20 protein-coding genes are annotated in these 21,487 nt (G+C 70.1%); 12 read left to right on the top strand and 8 right to left on the bottom strand.

From position 1 onward, the window contains the following. Positions 1 to 2 precede the first annotated feature (2 nt). Complete coding sequence (locus K8625_RS21300; RefSeq protein ID WP_223747284.1) at positions 3 to 1,766, bottom strand: HEAT repeat domain-containing protein; 1,764 nt, start codon at positions 1,764 to 1,766, stop codon at positions 3 to 5. Between the two features lie 249 nt (positions 1,767 to 2,015). Between K8625_RS21300 and K8625_RS21295 the strand changes: the two genes are divergently transcribed. The 3 genes from K8625_RS21295 to K8625_RS21285 are packed head-to-tail and all read left to right on the top strand — an operon-like array spanning position 2,016 to position 3,473. Then, a complete protein-coding gene (locus tag K8625_RS21295; RefSeq protein WP_223747285.1) occupies positions 2,016 to 2,414 on the top strand; it encodes a hypothetical protein in 399 nt (132 codons plus the stop codon). A gap of 8 nt (positions 2,415 to 2,422) precedes the next feature. Then, positions 2,423 to 2,989, top strand: a complete 567-nt coding sequence (locus K8625_RS21290) for a hypothetical protein (RefSeq protein ID WP_223747286.1) — start codon at positions 2,423 to 2,425, stop codon at positions 2,987 to 2,989. A 58-nt stretch (positions 2,990 to 3,047) separates the two neighbouring features. After that, on the top strand, positions 3,048 to 3,473 hold the full coding sequence (locus K8625_RS21285; protein WP_223783735.1) for a hypothetical protein: 426 nt from the start codon (positions 3,048 to 3,050) through the stop codon (positions 3,471 to 3,473). 52 nt (positions 3,474 to 3,525) lie between these two features. Here K8625_RS21285 and K8625_RS21280 read toward each other — a convergent pair whose 3' ends face one another. The 7 genes from K8625_RS21280 to K8625_RS21250 form a co-directional block, all read right to left on the bottom strand. Then, positions 3,526 to 5,988, bottom strand: a complete 2,463-nt coding sequence (locus tag K8625_RS21280) for an OPT family oligopeptide transporter (protein WP_223747288.1) — start codon at positions 5,986 to 5,988, stop codon at positions 3,526 to 3,528. A gap of 162 nt (positions 5,989 to 6,150) precedes the next feature. Further along, a complete protein-coding gene (locus K8625_RS21275) occupies positions 6,151 to 7,038 on the bottom strand; it encodes an RNA polymerase factor sigma-32 (RefSeq protein ID WP_141329544.1) in 888 nt (295 codons plus the stop codon). Positions 7,039 to 7,638: 600 nt separating this feature from the next. Next, the gene (locus tag K8625_RS21270; protein WP_223783734.1) at positions 7,639 to 9,696 is read right to left on the bottom strand and encodes a DUF3488 and transglutaminase-like domain-containing protein; all 2,058 of its coding nucleotides are present in this window, start codon (positions 9,694 to 9,696) and stop codon (positions 7,639 to 7,641) included. Further along, a complete protein-coding gene (locus K8625_RS21265; RefSeq protein WP_223783733.1) occupies positions 9,693 to 10,661 on the bottom strand; it encodes a DUF58 domain-containing protein in 969 nt (322 codons plus the stop codon). The genes K8625_RS21270 and K8625_RS21265 overlap by 4 nt, the downstream gene beginning before the upstream one ends. Next, complete coding sequence (locus K8625_RS21260; RefSeq protein WP_223747291.1) at positions 10,658 to 11,641, bottom strand: MoxR family ATPase; 984 nt, start codon at positions 11,639 to 11,641, stop codon at positions 10,658 to 10,660. Before K8625_RS21260 ends, K8625_RS21265 begins: the two co-directional genes overlap by 4 nt. 90 nt (positions 11,642 to 11,731) lie before the next feature. Beyond that, a complete protein-coding gene (locus K8625_RS21255) occupies positions 11,732 to 12,052 on the bottom strand; it encodes an STAS domain-containing protein (RefSeq protein ID WP_223747292.1) in 321 nt (106 codons plus the stop codon). Between the two features lie 224 nt (positions 12,053 to 12,276). After that, on the bottom strand, positions 12,277 to 13,014 hold the full coding sequence (locus tag K8625_RS21250) for a lytic transglycosylase domain-containing protein (protein WP_223783732.1): 738 nt from the start codon (positions 13,012 to 13,014) through the stop codon (positions 12,277 to 12,279). Between the two features lie 301 nt (positions 13,015 to 13,315). Here K8625_RS21250 and K8625_RS21245 point away from each other — a divergent pair, with 301 nt between their 5' ends. The 9 genes from K8625_RS21245 (at position 13,316) to K8625_RS21205 (ending at position 21,388) form a co-directional block, all read left to right on the top strand. Further along, positions 13,316 to 13,474: a lmo0937 family membrane protein gene (locus K8625_RS21245; protein ID WP_143097068.1), complete on the top strand. Its 159-nt coding sequence runs from the start codon at positions 13,316 to 13,318 to the stop codon at positions 13,472 to 13,474. Next, entirely contained in the window at positions 13,471 to 14,040 is a 570-nt protein-coding gene (locus tag K8625_RS21240) for a hypothetical protein (protein ID WP_046714240.1), read from the top strand. Before K8625_RS21245 ends, K8625_RS21240 begins: the two co-directional genes overlap by 4 nt. A 44-nt stretch (positions 14,041 to 14,084) precedes the next feature. Next, positions 14,085 to 15,170: a HupE/UreJ family protein gene (locus K8625_RS21235; RefSeq protein WP_223783731.1), complete on the top strand. Its 1,086-nt coding sequence runs from the start codon at positions 14,085 to 14,087 to the stop codon at positions 15,168 to 15,170. A 58-nt stretch (positions 15,171 to 15,228) separates the two neighbouring features. After that, complete coding sequence (locus K8625_RS21230) at positions 15,229 to 15,702, top strand: hypothetical protein (protein WP_074951744.1); 474 nt, start codon at positions 15,229 to 15,231, stop codon at positions 15,700 to 15,702. Positions 15,703 to 15,767: 65 nt separating this feature from the next. Next, entirely contained in the window at positions 15,768 to 16,538 is a 771-nt protein-coding gene (locus K8625_RS21225; RefSeq protein WP_223747295.1) for a hypothetical protein, read from the top strand. Positions 16,539 to 16,685: 147 nt separating this feature from the next. Then, the gene (gene rplC / locus K8625_RS21220; RefSeq protein ID WP_074951747.1) at positions 16,686 to 17,360 is read left to right on the top strand and encodes a 50S ribosomal protein L3; all 675 of its coding nucleotides are present in this window, start codon (positions 16,686 to 16,688) and stop codon (positions 17,358 to 17,360) included. Positions 17,361 to 17,728: 368 nt separating this feature from the next. Then, complete coding sequence (locus K8625_RS21215) at positions 17,729 to 18,550, top strand: outer membrane beta-barrel domain-containing protein (RefSeq protein ID WP_223747296.1); 822 nt, start codon at positions 17,729 to 17,731, stop codon at positions 18,548 to 18,550. 14 nt (positions 18,551 to 18,564) lie between these two features. Continuing rightward, complete coding sequence (locus K8625_RS21210; protein WP_223783730.1) at positions 18,565 to 19,824, top strand: outer membrane beta-barrel domain-containing protein; 1,260 nt, start codon at positions 18,565 to 18,567, stop codon at positions 19,822 to 19,824. A gap of 25 nt (positions 19,825 to 19,849) precedes the next feature. Then, positions 19,850 to 21,388, top strand: coding sequence for a tetratricopeptide repeat protein (locus K8625_RS21205; protein WP_223783729.1), 1,539 nt, complete (start codon positions 19,850 to 19,852; stop codon positions 21,386 to 21,388). Positions 21,389 to 21,487 lie beyond the last annotated feature (99 nt).

Below are 21,487 nucleotides of genomic sequence, written 5' to 3'. Positions count from 1 at the left end.
GCTCAGTTCTCCTCCGGCAGTGCCGAGTCCCCGAACAGCGCCTTGCGTGTCTGATACATCGCCTTGCGACCCGCGGTGAGCAGCTCCACCGGCTGGTTGCGGTCCTCGACGACGGCCTGCAACATCTTGTAGCTCTGGATGGAGCACGCGCCCGCCAGCCCCGCCACGGCCAGCAGCTTGTCCTCCAGCACCCGCTTCTTGTTGAGCAGGGACGGCTTCACGGCGAGCAGCTGCTGCATGTGCGAGAGCGCGCCCGGCGTGCCCGTGGCGCCCACCGCCGCGTAGAAGGCCGTGCGCTCGTCGGGCGTCTTCTTGTCGAAGGCCGGCTCGCGGATGAGGCGCATCAGGTCCGAGTACGCCTTGTCCCGGTCGAACTCCGGCAGCATCCGCGCGGCGAGCATGCGCACCTGGGAGACGGGGTCCGCCAGGGCCTCGGCCACCAGCCGGCGCGCCTCGCCGGTGCGGCCGCGGCCGATGATGCCGAGCACCTCCAGCTTCACCACCAGGTTGGGGCTCTTGAGCACCTGGCCGAACATCTTGATGCGCTCGGGGTGGTTGCTCTTCTCCAGGATGTAGACCATGTCGCGCACCGTCTGCGGACGGTCCGACGTGAGCCGCGCCACGAAGGGCTCGGGCGTGTCCCGCGCGACGATGGCCAGCGCGTCGCAGAGCAGCGCGCGGTTCTCGGGAATCTCCAGCGTCTCCAGCACGGTGAGCAGCGGGATGACGGAGTCACGCCCCAGGGCCTGCAGGTAGCGCGTCACGTCCTGCGGCTGCTTGGGCCGCGCGCCCTTGAGCGACTCGCCCAGGCGCATCAGCCGCTGCTCCTCGCCCATCCTGTGCAGGAAGGACTCCAGCAGCTTCTCCAGCGACTGTCCTCCGTCCTTCTGCGACAGCGCGCGCAGCTTGAGGACGATTTGATTGATGGTGCCGAAGTCGTCCTGGAGCAGGAGCATGTCGAGCAGCTGCACGAAGATCTCCTCGAGCAGCGTGCCGTCCTCCACGCCTCCTTCGACGACCTGGAACACGGCGCTCACCAGCTTGGGGAACAGCCGCGAGCCCTCCTCCTCCATCACCTCGCGCTGCAGCCGCGCCTTCAGCTCGTCCGACGCGTGGCGCCCGCCGACGACCAGGCCGCGGATCTGCTCCACGCCGTCCATCTTCGCGTCCAGGTCCTCCGCGGACACGCGCGCGAAGCGCAGGTAGTCATCCGAGTTCGTCTGCAGGCGCGAGTAGAGGTAGCCCACCACCTTGTCCACCTCGACCTGCACCTCCTCCTCGCTGGCGTTCTCCATGGAGAAGCCTTCCACCACCACGTACTCCACGTGCTCCATGCCCGCGCGCCACAGCTGCGCCAGCACGTCGTCCGCGCCGCGCTCGGGCTCGGACAGGGAGATGAGCGTGAAGGTGGTCAGCTCCTCCACCGTGAGGCCGGGGCGGAAGATGAGCTGACGGATGCCGTCGCGGTAGAACTTGTAGGGGAGCGGCGTGTCTTCCGAGAAGAGCGAGTCGTTGTGGAGCGTGAGGTTCTGCTGCTCCACCTTCAACGACAGCGGTCCGAACTTCTCCGTGTACTGGGAGATGGCCTCCAACGCCTTCGAGAGGAACTCGGGGAAGCGAGCCTCGTTGTGGCGGTACATGCCGATCTGCTTGATGCCCTTGAGGAGATGGAACGCGAACGTGCGCGCCATCTCCACCTTCTCTCGGACCTCCGGGGACTGCTCGGCGTCCGTGCTCGCGTCCTGGGTCTTTTGGGGCTGGGCCATGCGTCTGCAACTCTCCGCTCGGGCGGTATCACCAGCCTACTCCGAAATCCTCCGAACCCCCAGCCGGCGGCGGTAGGAACTACGAGGACTTGGAGGGAGATGGGTCTACCCCGACACGCGCGCACAGGGATTCCCGAGTAAGAGCCGGGTGCTGGGCTCCGTGGCCTTGCTCCGAAGCAGTGCGTCAGACGTGCTCGCTAGGCTTCCTTTCGAGGGGCCAGGGAACTGGCCTCCATTGGAGGAGTTCACATGCATCGTCTCTTGAAGCGCGGAGCCTCGGCCTGCTGTGTCGCGACGTTGCTGGCCGCGCCCGCGGTCCTCGCTGGTTTCACGACGGAGTCAGCCCATTGTTACAAGAACGCGGATGGCTCTGGCCGGTGCCAGGGCAGCCTCCTCGGCTTCCGCAATCACGCCGGCGCCAACACGCAGGCGCTCTTCTCACGGTCCAGCAACGCGGCGCCGTACTTCTACGCGGCGCTCACCACGGGCGCGACGACGGAGTACTTCAGCTGCACGCCCGACGCGGTGACAGGGGCTCACTGGAACAAGGCCATGAACCACGAGGGCTTCTTCTCCATCTACTGGTCGGCCGGGGGGAGCTGCTATTCGTTGTTCCTGATCAACGGCAGCCAGTACTCGAATTTCTGAGCCATCTCATGAACACCCAGGTGTTTCAGGGCTGGCTTCCGAGCCTGACCACGGCGGTGGGGTGCGCATTGGGGTGCTGGCTCGCGGTGAGCCAGGCGCAGCAGTTCCAGGAGCAGCGCGTGGAGCAGCTCACGGATGAGGTGGGGGCGCTGCGCCGGGCACTGGAGTCTCGTGCTCACGCCGCGGGGGCTGGCTTGATGGTGGGCGCGTCCTCCCCAGTGGCCTCCGGGCAGGGGCGCCTCTCCGGGGAAGAGCTGGAGGCCATGGCCCTGCGGGTGGCCACGTTGCTGAAGGCGTCAGGAGGGCCCGTCGTGGGGGCCGGTGAGCCCGAGGCGTCCGCGCCTTCCGTGCCGGAGCTGTCCTCCGAGCAGCGCGAGTCGGCAACGCGGGTGGGCACGATGGTGGACCGGGTGGTCTCCAGCGGACGCATGACTGCGCAGGACGTGCTCGAGATTCGGCGCGAGCTCGCCCACCTTCGAGGCCGTCCCGAGGCCGACGCGCTCCGCAAGCAGCTCATCGTCGCCATCAACCAGGACCGGCTCATCCCCGCTCCGGATGCCGATGGTCTTCCGTAGCTCTCGCTTCACTTCGCTTCGAGCAGTCGAACGTCACACGGCTCAGGAGTCACAAAACATGAAGCAGCTCTCTTCTTCGAGGTCCCTTGTTCGCAAGGGCCTGTTGCCTGGTATTGCGCTCGCGGCCCTGGCGCTCGCTCCCGTCGCGTGGGGAGGACTCCAGTCGCAGACCCTCTTCTGCCAGAAGAACACGGATGGCTCGGGGCATTGTTTCGGCAACCTGGTCGGCTTCCGCCAGGACGCGGTGACGACCTCCTCCGCGTCCTTCCGGGATGACATGGTCGGCGGTCGCCTCTTCCAGTCCTATTTCACCCCGGCGGGGGCCGCCACCCACACCATCTACAGCTGCGTGCCCGACGCGGTCGTGGGCGAGCTCTGGGAGCAGGCCCTGAGCACCCGGGGCTTCTTCCGGGTGGAGTGGGACGCGACGGGCACCTGCAAGTACCTCCGGCTCGTGAACGGCTCGCAGAACACGAACTTCTGATGACTGGAGGGACGGCGCTCCCAGCAAAGGGGAGCGCCGTCGCCTCACGGGGCTACTTGCCGGCGGGCGGCGGAGACACCGCGGCGCTGGGGCCACGCAGGGCCGAGCGCAGCAGGAACAGCGTCAGGCCGCCGAAGAAGAGCAGGCCCCAGAGGTTGGACCAGAGCGGATGCGCCAGCTCGCTCTCGCCCACCGTGTTGAGGAAGCCGCCGATGGCGCCCTCGTGGCCGAGCACGGCCGGCAGGTTGATGGCGCGCGAGCCGGCGCCGTCCGTGGCGATTTCCAGGAAGGCGATGAGCACGCCCGCGATGGAGCCGCCGGCGATGTAGCCGGAGGAGAGCAGGGTGCCCGGGGAGAAGTCGGACTCACCGCCGCGCACGCGGTCCACGAAGTAGCGCACCATGCCGCCCACGAAGAGCGGCGCGCTGCTGCTGATGGGCAGGTACACGCCCACCGCGAAGGGCAGCGAGGACACGCCGCACAGCTCCAGCATCAGCGCGATGAACACGCCCAGCAGCACCAGGTCCCACGGCAGCCGCTGCGTGAGGATGCCGTCGATGATGAGCGCGAACAGCTGCGCCTTGGGCGCCGCGTAGCGGGTGAGGGCCTGGCCCTCGTAGGTGCTGATGCGGCCGCCGATGCCCGGGTCCACCACGTACTGGATGGTGCCGGCGCCGTCGACCAGGTACTTGCCCGCGGGCACCGGCGTGTCCGCGCCGCGCACGTAGCCTTCCTTGAAGGTGCGCTGGGGGCCCTCGGTGACGGCGCCCAGGTCGGACACCTTCACCTGCGAGCCGCCCGTGGGGCTCAGCGTCACGCCGCCCACGTCCTGCGCGCCCACCTGCCGCCAGCTGCGCAGCTCCAGCGCGCCATGGGTGTTGGCCAGCTCGTAGCCCTGCGCCCAGGCCGCCTTGCGCAGCGCCGCCTCGTCCAGGTTGCGGCTGGCCAGCGCCTCCGCGGACACGCTCCAGGGGAACACGTACTGGGTGCGCGTCTCCTCGGTCAGCTCGGTGACCTGCACGTTCGGGTGCGGCTCCGGGATGGTGACGGTGGCGCCCTTGTTGAGCGTCACCAGCACCAGGCCGATGAACATGGCGCTGGTCAGCACGCCCACGAAGAGCGCCGTCTGCTGCCGCCGGGGCGTGCCGCCCACCAGGAAGGCCGTCTTCAGGTCCTGCGCGGTGGTGCCGCCGTTGGACGCGGCGATGCCGACGATGGCCGCCGTGGTCAGCGCCATGAAGCGGTCATTGGAGTTCGTCCAGCCCAGCATCAGGTACACCAGGCACGTGACGAGCAGCGTGGCCACCACCATGCCGGAGATGGGGTTGGAGGAGCTGCCAATCTCGCCGGTGATTCGCGCGCTCACCGTCACGAAGAAGAAGCCGAAGACGATGATGAGCAGGGCGGAGATGAAGTTGACGTGCAGCGGGGGCGCCAGCCAGATGGTCAGCACCAGCATCAGGCTGCCCACCAGCACCACGGTGATGGGGAGGTCCTGCTCGGTGCGCAGCAGCTGCGGCGCGCCGCCGTGCGCGCGCGAGGCCTTGAGCGACTCCACGCCGCGCTTGAACGCGCCGATGATGGTGGGCAGCGAGCGGATGAGGCTGATGAGGCCGCCCGTCGCCACCGCGCCCGCGCCGATGTAGAGCACGTACGCGTTGCGAATCTGGTCCGGGGACATGTCCCGGATGAGCTGCCCGTTGTGCACCAGCAGCGGCTGATCCAGCCCGCCGCCGAAGAAGGAGATGGCGGGGATGAGGATGAGGTAGCTCAGCACGCCACCGGCGAAGGTGATGGCCGCCACCCGGGGACCGATGATGTAGCCCACGCCGAGCAGCTCCGGGCTCACCTCGGTGGAGAGCGTGGCGCTCTTGAGGCCCTTGAGCGGGGTGCTCAGCACCTCGCGGAACAGCTTCATGCCGGAGTAGGCGAACTTGTAGATGCCGCCCACCAGGAAGCCGATGATGACCGTGCGCGCGTTGGTGCCGCCCTGCTCACCGACGATGAGCACGTCCGCGCTGGCCGTGCCCTCCGGGTAGGGCAGCTTGCCGTGCTCCTGGACGATGAGGCCCTGGCGCAGCGGAATCATCATCAGCACGCCGAGCACACCGCCCAGCGCCGCCGTGAGGAACGCGTGCGTCAGGCTGATGTCGTAGCCCAACAAGAGCAGCGCCGGGAGCGCCGCCGCCACGCCGAAGGCCAGCGACTCTCCCGCCGAGCCCGTCGTCTGGACGATGGTGTTCTCCAGGATGTTCGACTTGCCCAGCGCCCGGAAGATGGCGATGGAGAGCACCGCCACCGGAATCGACGCGGACACCGTGAGGCCCACCTTGATGGCCAGGTACACGGACGAGGCGGCGAACACGATGCCCAGCACCGAGCCGAGCACCAACCCGCGGATCGTCATCTCCGTGGGGGACTGGTCGGGTGGGATGTACGGGGAGTGTTGGTGGGGCGCGTGCGATTGCGCGAGCGGAACACGCTCGTCGACGACCGGCGGGGTACCGTGGGCCAAGCGAAAGGCTCCTTACGAGGGAATCGGGCCCCTTCTAGCAGGGCCCCGCCCGGCGCGCGAAGCAATGCCCCTCAAATGGCAAGCGCCCCCACCCCGGGAGGGATGGAGGCGCTCGGGGGGGCCCCCGTGGAACCGGGGCCGACCTGCCGCGTCAGGCGGGGACTACTGCTGCAGCGCCGCCGCGTCCGGGTCCACCTCGGCCATCAGCGCGGCCAGCTCCGCCTTGAGCTTGTCCTTGGCGCGGATCTCCAACTGGCGGGCGCGCTCGCGCGAGAAGCCGAAGTGCTCGCCCAGCTCCTTGAGCGTCATGGGGCGCTCGTTCATCACGCGCTGCTCGATGATGAAGCGCTCGCGCGGGTCCAGGCGCATCAGCGCGGTGCGGACGCGGGCGTTGATGAGGCCCGCCTCCTCCTTGTCGGCGAACTCGTCGTCCTGCGGGGCCGCGGCGCTGACCACGAAGTCCACGTGGCTGTTGCCGCCGTCCTCGCCCATGGGCGCGTCGAGCGAGAGGTCCCGCCCGCCCATGCGCTGCTCCATCTCCCGCACCTCGCCGGGCTTCACGTGCAGCCGGCGGGCAATCTCCTCCACGTTGACCACGGCCTCGCCGTTGCCGAACTTCTCCAGCTCACGGCGCGTGCGCGCCAGGCTGAAGAACAGCTTCCGCTGCGCCTGGGTGGTGCCGAGCTTCACCAGCGACCAGCTCTTGAGGATGTAGTTCTGGATGTACGCGCGAATCCACCACACCGCGTAGGAGATGAGGCGGATGCCCTTGTCCGGGTCGAACTTCTGCACGGCCTTCATCAGGCCGATGTTCCCCTCCTGGATGAGGTCCGACATCTTGATGCCGTAGGAGCGGTACTCATAGGCGACCTTGACCACGAAGCGCAGGTTGCTCGTGACGAGCCGGTGGCCCGCGGCCAGGTCTCCCTGGATGAAGCTGCGCGCCAGCGCCTGCTCCTCCTCCACGGTGAGGAGGTTGTAGTGGTTGATCTCCGAGAGGTACATCGCCAGGGAGCCGGAGTTGGACGACTGCTCGGTGGACGCCTGCATGGATGGTTTCTCCCGACGTGGGGCCTCGTGGAGGCCGCTAGGTTTTTTCGGACCGCTTGACGACTGAACGAGGGCTGTCATGAGCAACCCGGATGCCAGCGCCACCCACACCACCTTCCCCTGTGTCTGCGGGGGGTTGGCGGAACCGTCGCTCATGTACAAAGAAGGAGGGCTGTAACCGTTACGGCCGACCTGGGAACTCGCCGGGACTTCGCGGCTGTAGAATGTGCCCGTCTGTGCACGTGACGCCTCCAGGGAGGAGCACCTGGGCCCTGTCGAGGAGCCGAGGTGCCGAGCGAGCGCGGAAGCTCCCTTGCCCGCCTGGCAGGTGAGCCCCCTTGGACGAGAGGGCCGCGCACTGCGCCTTTCGCCTTCCCGTGGATGAACGGCTAACGACTCCGGCGGCCGCTGTCCGGCGCGATTTTCCGCGCCCGGGGGGACGCCCGGAGGGCCACCCGCCACGCGAGCCCATGGCGCCCGAGGCGGGCAGGGCGGTGAGGCTCAGCCGCGCCGGGCGCGACCCCCCGGCGGGAATCCCTGGGGTCTGCCGCCGTGCCGGGGCTCGCCGTTCGAGGCGGGCGCGTGCCGGTGCGCGCTCCCTCAGGAGGCGCGGGCGCGACGCTCATCCGTACGGGCCCGAAGCTGGGCCTCCAGGCGGACGAAGTCGGAGACGGCGCTCTTCAAGGAGCGCAGCAGCGTGTCTGCTTCGCCCTGGCGCAGCGGACGCCCGCCGAAGCGGGCCTCCAGGTAGCGCCGGGTGATGGGCGCGAGCGCGGGCGCCAGCGCGTGGCCGTCCGAGGCCATCCGCGCGTGCAGCTCCTCCAGCGTCTCGTCGTCACCCCGCGCGATGCCCGCCGAGGCGAGCTGTGCCTCCACCGCGTCCACGAAGCGCGTGGCCTCCAGCGGACGAGGCCGTCCCGACAGCCGCTCCACGAGCCGCCACCCGGCATAGACGAGCATGCCCACCACCAGCGCCGCGCCCCAGGCCCGCGCGGGGGGCAGCTGGCTGCGCTCGTTCTTCTCGGAGCCCTTGGGCGGACGCACCAGCGCGCGCGCCACGTCCACCTGGTCCCGGAACGAGTAGTCGACGACGGAGTTGCGCCACCGCGACTCGATGGCCTCGTACAACCCCAGCAGCCGCTGCATCCACTTCGAGCCCTGGCCCGGACGATTCGCGGGCGGCGTCGCGTCCACGGTGACGAAGCCGCGCTCGGGCACCAGCACGTGCGTCCACGCGTGGGCGTCACCGGCGCGCAGGATGTAGCCCTCGTTCACCCGCTCGCCGCCGAAGAAGCCCGTGGCCAGCCGGGCCCGGATGCCCTGGGTGCGCAGCATCAACGTGAGCGCGGTGGCGAAGTGCTCGCAGTGCCCGGCCTTGCGCTCGAAGAGGAAGTCCGCCAGCGGGTCATCCCGCTCGCCGGCCTGCTCCAACGTGTACGAGTGCTCGCGCTGCAGCCACGCGGCCAGCTTCTGCGCGGCGGCCATCGGCTCGCGCTCGCCGTCGAGCACCCGCGCCGCCGTCTGGGCCACGCGTGGGTCGATGTTCTCGGGCAGCGCCAGCAGCGCGTCCTGCTCCACCGGGGGCAGCTTGCGGAACCGGTCGCCACTGCCACCCGGCGGCAGGCTGTACGCCTCATAGGAGTAGGAGATGCCCGGCTCCAGGAAGCGCGCCTCGCCGCCGGACAGCTCCTGGAGCGAGGTGCGCCGGCCGCCCGTGCTCGTGTTCGCCACCGCGTTGCCCAGCCGCGACGGCGTCTCGAGCGCGATGAGCGTGCGACCGCCGTAGGCCGGCAGCAGCTCCACGCGCTGGTGCACCAGGTTGTCGCCGCCCGGACGCAGCGTCAGCAGCGGCTCGCGCTCCTTGCGCACGCCGCCCGCGTTCGTCCACTCCAGCCCGTCGAAGATGTCGTAGGTGCGGCCCACCCAGTACGCGCCGAGCGCATCCACGCCCGGGTCCGGGTTCAGCGTCGCCCGCAGCACGACGCGCGGGTTGTCCTTGATGGTCCCCGTGCCGCCCAGCCGCACCGTGTTGGAGAAGCCCGTCGTCGCGGGGCCGATGCCCGGCGACGCGCGAGGCCCCGTCATGTTCCAGTTGAGGCGGGGGAAGAGGATGAAGAAGGCCACCGCGCCGGCCACCGCGAAGCTGACGCCCGTGCTCAGGGGGCGCAGCACCTGGCGCACCGGGATGGGCTCACCCTCGGGCACCGCCGACTCCACCACGCCCAGCGCCAGCGAGACGCTGGACAGCACGCTGAAGGCGACCAGGAACAGGCCGTAGACCAGCTCACCGGACAGCGCCGCGCCGCCCGCCACCATCAACAGACCGGACAGGTGCACCTGCCCATCCGTGGCCGGGTCCGGCGTGGACAGCAGCCGGTGCGCGGAGATGAGGCCCGCGAAGGCACACGCGGCCACCACCAGGTTGAGCGAGCCCGCCGTGACATTGACGGCCAGCACCGCCGCCACGCCCAACAGCAACAGCGCGGTGAGCTTCGCGCGCCGGGCGAACAGCCGCTTGCCCAGGAGCGCCGCCACCAGCGAGAAGCCATAGAGGCCCAGCGTCCACAGCGGCAGCTGGCCGGACACGGCCATCGACCCGAACGCGCAGCCGGAGGCCACGTCGCGCAGCACCAGTCGCAGTCGCGAGCCGCGCGTCATGCCGCCGCCTCCTCGTCCCGCGGCCGCTCGAAGCCCAGCCACGCCAGGGCCCTGAGGATGCGCCGCTCCTGCGCCGCGCCCGTGCCCGCGCGCAGCCGCTCCTCCGCGGTGTGGAGGCCCACCTCATGGCCCTCCTCGAGCAGCCGGTGGGCCAGCGCCGCGACCTCCTCGCAGCGCCGCTCCAGCGCCTCGCCCTCCAGGCCCGGCTCGATGGACAGCATCCACGTGCGGCGCTCCTCGCGCTCGCGCTCCACGCGCAGGAGCTTCCCCATCGACGCGCTCTTGAGCCAGTGGATGCGGCGCGCGTCCTCGCCCTCGGCCAGCTCGCGCAGGCCCGTCACGTCGCCGCTGCCGTCGTTGCGGCGCGGGTTTCCCGCGTCCCCCACCGGCCCTCGCTCGGCGTCGCCCGGGTCCATGCAGGCATAGCCGCGCTTGGGATAGACGAGCAGCAGGCCGTCGAGGGAGAGCACGCGCGTCTTGGCGAACAGCCCCAGGGGCCACGTCGTCGTCACCTGCACGCCCGTCAGCCGCACCGGCCCGCGGCGGGGCGCGACCAGGTCCGCGCGGACGATGTGCTCCACGCCGGAGGGCAGGTAGCCCACGCCGCCCGCGCCCGTCAGCGGCGAGTCCGCCTCCGCGAGCGCCAGGGCGAAGGCCTGCCCCTGCTTGCGCGACACGGCCCAGCGGAAGGCGAAGGGCTCACCCGCGAAGGCCGCGTCCGTGCCCACCCGGCGCACCGACAGGTCCCGGATGCACCGCTCCGACAGCACGCCGGACACCACCACCATGCTCAGCAGCAGGCCCAACAGCAGATAGAGCAGGTTGTTGCCCGTGTTGAGCGCGCCCAGCCCCACGCCGAACGTCACCACCAGGTACGTGCGGCCGATGCGCGTCACCCGGAGGGTCCGCGGCGGACGGAGCCTGGCGCGAAGCCGCGCCCAGCGCTGCTTCCACGTGGACTTCACCGCGGCGCCGGGACCTTTCGGACCAGCTCCTCCAACAGGTGCGCCGCCTCGTCCCGCGCCGCCACGCCCTGCACGGCGCTGCGCAGCAGCACGCGGTGCGCCCAGCACGGCACCAGCACCGCCCGCACGTCCCCGGGCGTCACGAAGTCCCGGGCCTCCCAGAGGGCCTGCGTGCGGGCCGCCGCGCCCAGCGCCAGCACCGCGCGCGTGGAGGCGCCTCGCTCGATGTCGCCGTGCTCCCGCGTCGCCCGCGCCAGCCGCACCACGTACTCCGCCACGGACGCGTCCAGCCGCTGCTCCGCGGACAGCGCGCGCAGGGCCGCCAGCTCCTCGGGGCTGGAGACGCCCTTGACGGCCTCCAGGGGCGGCGTGCGGCCCCGCGTGGCCAGCAGCCGCGCCTCCACGTCGGCGGCGGGGTGCCCCAGGGACAGGCGCACCATGAAGCGGTCCAGCTGCGAGTCCGGCAGCGGGTAGGTGCCGGAGAAGTCCACCGGGTTCTGCGTGGCCACCACCGTGAAGGGGGAGGGCAGGGCGTGCGTGCTCCCGTCGAGCGACACCTGGCCCTGCGCCATGGCCTCCAGCAGCGCGGACTGCGTGCGCGGCGGGGCGCGGTTGAGCTCGTCCGCGAGCACCAGCTGACGGAAGAGGGGACCGGGACGGAACTGGAAGGTGGCCGTCTGCGCGTGGAAGACCTGGGCGCCGAGGATGTCGGCGGGCATCAGGTCCGCGGTGAACTGCACGCGCGCGAAGCTCAGCCCACAGGCCCGGGCCAGGGCCTCCGCGAGCGTCGTCTTGCCGACACCCGGCACGTCCTCCAGCAACAGGTGCCCACCGGAGACCAGGCACGTCGTCACCAGGCGCGCCTGGGCCTCCTTGCCCTCGACGGCGCGCCCGAGCTCGGCGGCGATTCTCTCCATCGCCGGGCGCGCGGAGGCGGGGGACGGTACGTCGGCGGCGAGGACGCGGGCGGGCTGGGTCATCCGCCGTCACTCTAGCCGACTCCCCCGGGGGCCGGCACCGCCAACTCCAGGGCACCCTCCAGGGGCGCCCGCCTGCTCGGCCTCCATCGACTAGAGGGAGAGCACGTCCTCGGGCGTGTAGTACGGACGCTGCACCACCACGCCCGTCGTCACGCCGAAGTAACGGAACATCCGCTCGTGGTGCGACGCCAGCCCGCGCAGCTTCACCGAGTTCGCCAGGTTGCGCGTCAGCACCCCCACCGCGCTGTCCTTGAACTCCCGCAGGTGGGTGAAGTCCACCACCACGTCCTGGCCCTGCAACGTGTCCAGCGACGTCTGCACCTCCTGCGCCGTCTTGCCGTCCAGAACCCCTTCCAGACGCAGGGTGATGCGACCTGCGACGTCCTCACGGTGGATCTGCAAACCCGCCATTGCTGTGCTCTCCCAATCGATGCGTGTGCGCGCTGTGCCGAAGTCTCGGGCACGGCGGCAGGAGCACATTCCGGGCCAATGTCGCACCCGGAAAACCCATGGAATATCCATGGGGTGCACTGCCAGGCGCGAACACTGCCTGGAGATGGGAAGGAATTTCAGCCACCGGGATGCAACATCTACACGACTGTCAGATGGCGGGCGTCCTGGTTGTCGCCTGCCGATCAACCCTGCCGGTCAATCGTCTTCTGCTGATCTCGCAGGGTCAGCTCGCGCTCCTGCTGGGCCTTCAGCTTGCGGAACTCCTTCACCACCTTGGTGGGGTAGCCCGCCATGAACTTCGTGCGCGCGTCCTTCTTGGCGAGGATGCGCCGGGCCAGCCCCGGGCCCGCGTTGTAGGCGACCAGCGCCTTCTCCACGGAGCCGAAGCGGTTGATGAGGTCCGCCAGGTAGGCCGTGCCCAGCGTCACGTTCGTCTCCGCGTCGAACAGGTTGGTGGAGCGGCCCAGCCGGAAGCCGGCCTTGTCCGCCAGCCACGTGCCCGTGTCCGGCATCACCTGCATCAGGCCCATGGCGCCCACGTGGGACACCGCGTAGTTGTTGAACGAGCTCTCGCAGCGGATGACCGCCACCACCAGCAGCGGGTCCACGTTGTTGCGCTGCGCCTCGCGGACGATGGCCACCGCCAGCCGGCGCTGCTGGTGCACCGGCAGCCCCGACGCCTTCACCATCTCCACCACGCCCAGGCGCTCGGCCTGCGCGAACATCGCCTCATCCTCGTACTTCTCCAGCTTCGCCAGCGCCGCCTTCAGCTCCCGCTCCCGCTGCTCCAGCGAGGCGCGCAGGTACATCATCTCCGCGGGCTCCCCCTGAGGCCCCGTGGGCACCTGCACCGGAAACGCGTACGCCCCCGCGCTCAACAGCATCGCCGCCGCCGTCACCGCCACCGTCCAGCCCCTCATCCCACCCTCCCCGGCAACCCCATGCCCACAAGCCCACGAAAGTCGCGCTCATTCACCCGACTTCGACGAGGAGGCACCCAAGCAGGCGCCGTGCCAGGGCCCAAGGTGCCCCTTGCGCGCGGGTATCTCCTTTAGATCTCTTGGAACACCGAGTTCCTGGTGGGCACGCGGGCTTCTCGGGCGTCGGAAAAAATGCCCGGACAGGGAACTTTGCTTCCTGTGAAAAGCACTGGGTTGCCGGTGGGCAATCGCGTTCCTAGTTTGGGCCGCTCCGGGATGGGGATACGGGGGAGGTGCCGACGTGTACTGGACCATGGGGATGATCCTGCTCGTGCTGTGGGGCACGGGCCTGACGGTGGGCTCCACGGAGGGCTACTGGGTCCACCTGTTGCTGCTGTTCGCGCTGCTCACGTTCGTGTTGGGCGTGGTGGCGCGGGGCCGGAGGACGGCGGTGTCATGAGCGCGGTCCGAGGTCCCAGGGCCGACGGGGTGGAGCTGCCCCGGGACACCGCGGGCTTCACCCGCCGCGAGTGTCCCAGCTGCATGCGCGCGTTCAAGACGCGCCCCGGCCCGCATGACGCCCGTGCGCTGCTGCACAAGCTGCAGGCGTTCTTCACGCTGGAGAACGCGCACGAGGGCGAGGAGGGGCTGCCGGTGTGGCGCTGCCCCTACTGCGGCCACCGCGCGGAGGCGGACGGCTTCCTCACGCCCGCCCAGCAGACGCATCTGGAGTCGGTGGCGCGCGCGTGGGCCAACCACGTCCGCTACGAGCAGCTGGCGCACGTCTCGCGCACGCTGTCGCTCAACCCCCGGCCCACCTTCGTCGCCGTGGAGCCCGAGTCGATGCCGGGCCCCATGGACCCGGAGCCGGATGAGCTCCTGCGTGTGATCCCCATGCTCTGCTGCGGCGAGGACGTGAAGCTCCTGTGGGAGTGGGATCAGCTCATCTTCTGCCCCCGCTGCGGCGCCCGTCATGGCGGGCTGAGCGGCCGGCAGCAGATCCAGCTCGAGGTCATCCAGGAATAGGGCGGGGTGGACTCGGGCGCCGCCCGGCGGCAGGCTCGCGCGCCATGAAGAGCTTCCCCTGGTGGGGGCTTTGGGCGGGCCTGCTCCTCGGCGCGCATTCCGCCTCCGCCCACGACGCAGACATCCTCTACACCCAGGTGCGTCGCACGCCGGACGCCCGCGCGTCCCAGGTGCGTCAGGTCCTCACCATGACGGCCACGACGCTCGGGCGGCTGGCCCCGGCGGGCCTGGACGCGGACTCGGATGGTGCCCTGTCGCAGGCGGAGCTGGACGCGCGCCCCGATGTCCTCTCGAGCGGCGTGTGGGACGTGCTGCCGCTCACCGCGGGCGGCGCTCCTTGCGCGCGCACGGCCCAGGCGGCGCGGGCGCGGGCCACGTTCGTCGAGCTGACGGCCACCTTCACCTGTCCCGAGGGACGGATGCGCCAGCGCTACGGGGTGTTGTCCGTGCTGCCCTCGGGCTACCGGGTCATCCTGGGCAGCGTGGGGGAGGGCGGGGCGCCGGGCGCGCTGTTCGCGGAGGCGGGCCAGCCCTCGCTCGACATCCCCGACCCCGGGGAGGTGTCCTCGTCCGCCATCGGAGGTTTCCTCGGCTGGGTGGGGCTGGGCATGCGCCACATCGTCGAGGGCGTGGACCACCTGGTGTTCTTGCTGGCCGTGCTGCTGGTGGGCGGCGGGTTCAAGCGCGTGCTGCTGCTGGTGACATCGTTCACCGTGGCGCACTCGCTGACCCTGGGGGCCACGGCGCTCGGCTGGGTGGTGCTGGATGGCGAGCGGGCGCGCTGGGTGGAGGCCGCCATCGCGCTGTCCATCATCTACGTTGCGGTGGAGAACCTGGTGCTGCGCGAGCACCGCCACCGCGCGCTCGTCACGTTCCTCTTCGGACTGGTGCACGGCTTCGGCTTCGCGAGCGTGCTGGCGGGCTACGGCCTGGGAGACTCCGTGGTGAAGGGGCTGCTCGGCTTCAACCTGGGCGTGGAACTGGGCCAGGCGCTCGTGGTCGCCGTGCTGCTGCCGCCCCTGCGGATGCTCCAGCGCCGGCCGCGCGCGCACCTGGGGACCGTCCGCGTGTTGTCCGTGGGCATCCTCGCGGCTGGTGGGTACTGGATGGTCCAGCGCGCACTCGGTTGAATCCCGCGGACCCCGTCCCTACGTTGGCCTCGAAGAGGGTAGGGATCGGGGGACGTAGATGGGTGCGAGGCATACCCGGCTGGCCGCGGCACTGGCGGCCGCGTGGGAGGCGGAGGTCGTCTCCGCGCGGCGGATGACGATGCTCGCCGAGCGGATCATGGATGCGCGCATGCGCGCGAGGCTGATGGTGCTGGCCGCCTTCTGCCGGGCGCATGCCTCCAGGTTGCTCGCGCGACTGGCGGCGCTGGGACGGGGGCCGCTACCGGTGCCTCCCGAGGAGATCATCCTGGACCCGGACACCCTGTTGGAGCTGCGGCGCGAGGGGGCCTTCGCCCGCGCGTCCGCCGCCCGCTACGAGGCCACCGCGGAGCTGGCGCGCCAGCAGGCGGACCTGTCCTCGGCCTGGGTCTGCGAGCTCAACCGCACCGAGGAGCAGGACCGCTCCCGCGAGCTGCTCACCATGGCCGAGGGCGCCCTGGCCGGCGCCACCATGGCGAGCCCCGCCCAGGCCGCCGCGCCCGCCGACTCCTGAATTCGAGCGCCGGGGGCGCGCTCTCCCGGTGACAGTCCGGGGGCCTTGGGCGTAGAAATCCGCCCATGGCGAAGGAGAGCTACGACGACCTCATCTTCCAGCTGGGAGACCTGTCCCGCGACAGGCTCCCGGGCAAGCCGACCTGCCCCCGCTCCATGGACCGCGTCTACAAGGCGGAGGAGGCGGTGGTGGCGCGCCGCGAGGAGCTGGCCGCGTTCGAGCAGGAGATGAACGACGAGGATGCCGCCTACCAGGCCTTCCTCGACGAACAGGAGCAGGAGAAGGCCGGCCACCAGGCCATCGTCCGCAAGTGGAAGAAGGCGGTGGATGCCATCGACGGCAAGGTGAAGGACCTGCGCAAGACGCTCGCCAGCCGGCGCGCGGAGCTGCGCTACGCCGCCGACGGCCTCATCAAGCTGGAGAAGAAGATCGCGGACATGGAGCTGACGCGGCAGGACCCCGCCCGCATCGACACCGCGCGCACCAACCTCAAGAAGAACCGCCTCACCCAGATGCGGCTCGGCCGGGAGGTCGAGGACCTGGACGCGCGCCTGGCCACCGCCCTCACCCCGGAGCCCGGCCAGCCCGGCGCCCCCGGCATCCTGGCCCACAAGCGCCTGCTGGAGATGGAGGACGAGGCCGAGGCCCGCAAGGAGGAGCACGAGGCGCGCATGGCGGAAATCGACCAGTCCATCGCCACCCTCGAGGAACAGGTGAAGGCCGCCGAGGATTATCTGGACCAGGCGCTGTTCCTGCTCGGGGAGGACGTGTACGCTCAACGCATCGCTGATCCACAGCTGGCCGCGTTCTATCCCCGGCTCGATCGCGCGCAGTGAGGGATCCTGGCTCCCGTAGTGCTTGACGTCAGGGGTATGTCTGCTACATTGCGCCGCTTCCTGGGGACCGCAGAGTAGTTCGCGGGCCAGATCATTGATTTTATTGGGTTTTTCCGCGCCTACGCGCGCTGGCAGTGTGAGGACGACGTGAAGGGTCTGATTGGCAAGAAGATCGGAATGACCCAGGTGTTCACCGACGAGGGCAACCTCGTTCCCGTGACGGTCATCGACGTGAGCACCTGCCAGGTGGTGGGCAAGCGCACTCCCGAGAAGGATCAGTACTCCGCGGTCACCCTGGGCTTTGGTGAGATCCGCGAGAAGATCCTGAACAAGTGCGAGCGGGGCTTCTTCAAGAAGAACAACGCCCCCTACCGCCGGCACCTGAAGGAGTTCCGCGTCACGGTGGAGGAGGCGACCTCCTTCAACGTGGGCGACGCCGTCAAGGCGGACCTGTTCTCCAAGGGCCAGCTCGTGGACGTCACGGGCGTGACGAAGGGCCGCGGCTTCTCCGGCGTCATGCGCCGCTGGAGCTTCAAGGGTTCGCAGACGAAGACGCACGGTACGCACGAGTACCAGCGTCACCCGGGCGCCATCGGTCAGCGTAAGACGCCGGGCCGCACCTACCCCAACAAGAAGATGCCGGGTCACTACGGCGTGGAGCAGGTCACCACGCAGAACCTGACCGTCGTCGACGTGGACCTGGAGAAGGGTCTCGTCCTGGTCAAGGGCGCCGTCCCGGGCCACAACAACGCCATCGTGTACGTCCGTCCCAGCATCAAGGTGGCCATGCGCGAGCAGCACAAGGCCGCGCGCCGCGCCTGATCCGCTGTCCGAGCGGCTTCGCCTGAAGCCCTCATGACGCCCCGCCTCCGGGCCCGATTCGTCGGGCATCCGGGCGGGGCGTTCGCTTTTCCGCCTCTGGTTCCCCCGCGGTGAGTGGGCACAGGTGTGTCCCGCCGTGGGAAGCGTGGTGGACCATCTTCCGTCCTCGGGGGCTGTCGGGCATCCGGAAACGTTGAGAGGTGGTCGGCGCGGGAGCCTCGGGGTGAAAATAATTCCGCCTCCTGGGCTCCGTGGCTTGTCTGGCGTGGAAGGCGTGTGCACATGGATGCGCCATGAAGGGGCCTGGCCGTCGGTGACGCAGGCGCCCTGGCACACGTCGGCCCAACCCCTTGGGCCGGGCAGGAACCATGAACGCACGCACGCTCCGCGTCTTCGCACCACTGGTGGTCTGGCTGGCGGCCTCGGCGGCCGCCGCGCAGGATGACGAGGCCGTCCTCGACAACGTCGTCGTCCGCAACCGGCTGTACGAGCCGGGCGGCAAGCTCGAGGTGTCCCTGGGGGTGGGGCTGCCCCTCCAGACGCACCTGACGGCGCACTACTTCTTCAACCTCGGCGTCGCCTACAACCTCTTCAACACCTTCGCGGTGGAGGCGCGCGCGGGCTACGCGGCCAGCCGCCACACGGGCCTGGCGCGCTCCATCTCCGAGAGCTTCCTGGCGCGCGAGGACAAGCGCGTCACGGACGAGCTGGAGGACCTCTGGGAGATGAACCTCCACGGCGTGGCGGGCATCCGCTGGGCGCCCATCTACGGGAAGCTGAGCCTGGTGTCGGACCTGCCCGCGCACTTCCAGGCCTATGTGTGGGCCGGCGGCGGCCTGGGCAGCTTCCAGCGCAACTCCGTCATCCAGTGCTCGCAGGTCGTCAACCGCCAGGCGGGCGTCTGCGACAACCGCACCTCGCTGGATGACCGGGGCAGCGCGTCGGAGGACTACTGGGTGCGCGAGACGCGCGTGGCGCCCATGGTGTCCGCGGCGGTGGGCTTCCGCTTCTTCATCCTCGACAAGCACGGGCTGCGGCTGGAGGTGCGCGACTGGGTGTTCCGCGACAACTACCGCGTCAACCTGGTCCGCGAGGACTGGGAGGCGGGCCGCGTGACGGGTGAGTCCGCGTCCAGTCCGGGCCTCACGCACCTGGTGCAGTTCGACCTCGGCTACACCTACTCCTTCTAGGGCACCTTCGAACCATGCGACCGATTCTGTCCCTCGCGCTCCTCGTCGCCGCGGTGGCCCAGGCGGCCCCGCGCTTCCCGACGTCCGCGGCCTTCCTCGCCCAAGCCGAGGAGGCGCCGTCCGTGCCCGCTCCGGGCGCGGAGACCTCCGTGCCGCCGCCTCCCGCCGCGCCCGAGCCGAAGCTGGAGGCGCCCCGCGCGCCGGCCTCGCGTCCGGAGCCCACCGTTCCCACGCAGTCCGCCGAAAAGCCCTCGGTGCAGCCCGCGCTCGCGCCGGTGCAGGAGGAGCTGCCTGTCCAGGAGGACACCGAGCCCGCGGTGGCCGAGCCCGCGCGCGAGCACGACGTGGACGCGCCGGTGACGCCGGATGACGCGCCGGTGCTGGCCTCGTCCGACGAGGCGCCGCGCACCACGGACGCGCAGCAGCAGCGCCTGGTGAACGGCGCGCCGCTCTACAACCCCAACGTGTCGCTGCACATCGTCCAGAAGAAGCGCTTCGCGGACGAGGGCAAGCACGAGCTGGCGCTGTACCCGGCGGTGGTGCAGGTCAACGGCAAGTACACCAACCACGCCGGCACCGCGCTGCAATACATCTACCACCTGCAGGAGAACTTCGGCCTCCAGGTGACGGGCCAGTACAACTGGCACACCAACGAGAGCGGCTTCAACCTGGAGCTCATCGACAAGGTGCGTGAGCAGGCGCAGGCGGCCTCGTCGCTCTTGCTGGTGTGGGGCGCGCAGGCGGGCGTGGAGGTGACGCCGCTGTACGGCAAGTTCGCGTTCCTGGACAACAAGCTGGCGCAGTTCAGCCTGGTGCTCAGCGGCGGCGCCGGCATCGGCTCCACGCGCCACCTCATCCGCCCCGCGGTCTCCAACGAGGTGGACGGCCAGCGCTACGACGTGCCGGCGCGCTTCGGCGACACGGGCACCAAGTTCCTGGGCTCGGTGGGCGGCGGCTTCCGGCTGCAGTTCGGTGAGTCCTACGCGTTGCGCCTGGAGGTCCGCGACCTCATCTACACGGCCCGCGTGGACAAGGTGGACGGCTGCAACCTGGCGGACTTCGAGGCGCTGGAGGCCGCGCGCTCCACCGGGCAGGACTTCGCCGCGCTGCAGCTGAGCGGCAGCTGCAACTACCAGAAGTTCGACGGCGTCGACCCGAAGACGAAGAAGAACTACCGCGAGGACATCATCCTCGGACGCGACCTGGTGGCCGAGCCGTCCTCCGACGTGCTCAACAACATCAGCTTCTACGCAGGCTTCTCGTTCCTCTTCTGATTGCGCCATGAAGGCACGACTCGCCATGAAACGACTGCTTCCTCTCCTCGCCGTCCTGGCTCCGCTCGCGGCCAGCGCCCAGGACCCGGGCGGCTACAACCGCGCCCTGGCCGCCTTCAACGCGGGCGACCTCGACACCGCCGCGCCGCTCTTCTTCCAGGCCTCCGAGGCCGGCGGCGACGCGCAGACGCAGGGCAAGGCGGAGTACTTCCTCGCCCAGTCGCTCGCGAAGAAGGGCCTGCCGGTGGCGGCCTTCATCTCCTACGCGGCCATCGTCAACGCCGGGCCCTCGCACCCCTCGTACCTCAAGGCGGTGGAGGGGCTGGTGGACATGCAGCAGCAGTTGGACGAGCAGAACCTCATCCCCAGCATCCTCAACCAGGCGTACTCGGACGAGGTGAGGGACCAGTGGGTGACGCTGCCCAAGGAGGTGCTCGCGCGCATCAACTACCTGGTGGGCACGGTGAGCCAGCGTCGCATGCGCTTCGAGGAGGCGCGCTCGCTGCTGGAGGCGGTGCCCAGGGACAGCCGCGTGTACGCCAAGGCGCGCTACCTGCTGGGCGTGGTGCTGGCGGACCCGCGCTTCCCCGGCCGTCCCGGTGAGGGCGAGGCGCTCGACAAGGAGGCGCTGGCCGCCTTCAACGTCGCGCTGGCCTCCCAGGAGCCGCAGGTGGAGCTCAAGGCGACGCAGCACCTGGCGCTCATCGGCCTGGGGCGGCTGCACTACCGCCGGGGCGAGTACGCGGAGGCGACGGCCGCGTACGAGCGGGTGCCGCGCTACACGCGCTACTGGGACCAGGCCCTGTTCGAGAACGGCTTCGCGCGCTTCCAGAACGAGGACTTCGGCGGCGCGCTCGGCAGCCTCCAGGCGCTGCACGCTCCGCAGTTCGCCGGGGCCTTCCAGCCCGAGTCGTGGATCCTCAAGTCCACCGTCTATTACTACTCGTGCCTCTACGACGAGGTGAAGACGACGCTGGCGGCCTTCGACGAGTTGTACGGCCCCATGGCCAGGCAGCTCGAGCCCTTCACCGCCGAGGACGGCGACCTCATCCAGGCCTACAACCTGGTGGCCGCGGAGAACCGCCGCCTGCCGCGCCCGGTGTACCTGTGGCTGCGCAACAACGAGCGCATCCGCGAGGTGATGCGGGTGCTGGCGCGCGTGGACCAGGAGAAGCGCGAGCTGTCCTCCGGGCCCTGGCGCGGCACGCCCCTGGCGACGCAGACGGTGGCGTCGCTGGAGGAGATTCGCGGCACGCTGCTCCAGGTGGGCGGGACGCTGGCCAGGAGCCGCATCCGTGAGGCGGCCGACAATCTGCGCACGTTCTCCGACCAGGCCGAAATCATCCGCGTCCAGACGGCGCTCGACGAGAAGGACCTGCTGCAGGCGGGCCTGGACCAGAAGACGCTCCTGACGCGCCAGTCGCTCTACCGGCCGAAGATGCCGGGCGCGGCGTGGAACTACTGGAAGTTCCAGGGCGAGTTCTGGATCGACGAGATCGGCTACTACCAGTACACCCTGAAGCGGGGCTGCCCGGCGAAGACGGCGGACGCCCAACAGCCGTGACCTCCCGGGCACACGGTGCCCGGCTTTCGTACCCAAGGGGACCTCCTTCGCGCACATCGTGTGCCGGGGTGGTCCCCTTCGTGTTTCCTGCGTCGCAAG

Origin of the sequence: Myxococcus sp. AS-1-15 (assembly GCF_020037055.1) — a bacterium.
Classification (GTDB): domain Bacteria; phylum Myxococcota; class Myxococcia; order Myxococcales; family Myxococcaceae; genus Myxococcus; species Myxococcus fulvus.
The sequence above is the reverse complement of the archived record's forward strand: the minus strand, read 5'-3'. Positions and strand labels throughout refer to the sequence as shown.

Coding starts and splice junctions, on each gene's coding strand:
- K8625_RS21255 (WP_223747292.1), bottom strand. CDS start 12,052: ATGGCGGGTTTGCAGATCCACCGTGAGGACGTCGCAGGTCGCATCACC.
- K8625_RS21250 (WP_223783732.1), bottom strand. CDS start 13,014: ATGAGGGGCTGGACGGTGGCGGTGACGGCGGCGGCGATGCTGTTGAGC.
- K8625_RS21215 (WP_223747296.1), top strand. CDS start 17,729: ATGAACGCACGCACGCTCCGCGTCTTCGCACCACTGGTGGTCTGGCTG.
- K8625_RS21295 (WP_223747285.1), top strand. CDS start 2,016: ATGCATCGTCTCTTGAAGCGCGGAGCCTCGGCCTGCTGTGTCGCGACG.
- K8625_RS21285 (WP_223783735.1), top strand. CDS start 3,048: ATGAAGCAGCTCTCTTCTTCGAGGTCCCTTGTTCGCAAGGGCCTGTTG.
- K8625_RS21230 (WP_074951744.1), top strand. CDS start 15,229: ATGGGTGCGAGGCATACCCGGCTGGCCGCGGCACTGGCGGCCGCGTGG.
- K8625_RS21270 (WP_223783734.1), bottom strand. CDS start 9,696: ATGACGCGCGGCTCGCGACTGCGACTGGTGCTGCGCGACGTGGCCTCC.
- K8625_RS21275 (WP_141329544.1), bottom strand. CDS start 7,038: ATGCAGGCGTCCACCGAGCAGTCGTCCAACTCCGGCTCCCTGGCGATG.
- K8625_RS21205 (WP_223783729.1), top strand. CDS start 19,850: ATGAAACGACTGCTTCCTCTCCTCGCCGTCCTGGCTCCGCTCGCGGCC.
- K8625_RS21235 (WP_223783731.1), top strand. CDS start 14,085: ATGAAGAGCTTCCCCTGGTGGGGGCTTTGGGCGGGCCTGCTCCTCGGC.
- K8625_RS21225 (WP_223747295.1), top strand. CDS start 15,768: ATGGCGAAGGAGAGCTACGACGACCTCATCTTCCAGCTGGGAGACCTG.
- K8625_RS21300 (WP_223747284.1), bottom strand. CDS start 1,766: ATGGCCCAGCCCCAAAAGACCCAGGACGCGAGCACGGACGCCGAGCAG.
- K8625_RS21240 (WP_046714240.1), top strand. CDS start 13,471: ATGAGCGCGGTCCGAGGTCCCAGGGCCGACGGGGTGGAGCTGCCCCGG.
- K8625_RS21290 (WP_223747286.1), top strand. CDS start 2,423: ATGAACACCCAGGTGTTTCAGGGCTGGCTTCCGAGCCTGACCACGGCG.
- K8625_RS21260 (WP_223747291.1), bottom strand. CDS start 11,641: ATGACCCAGCCCGCCCGCGTCCTCGCCGCCGACGTACCGTCCCCCGCC.
- K8625_RS21210 (WP_223783730.1), top strand. CDS start 18,565: ATGCGACCGATTCTGTCCCTCGCGCTCCTCGTCGCCGCGGTGGCCCAG.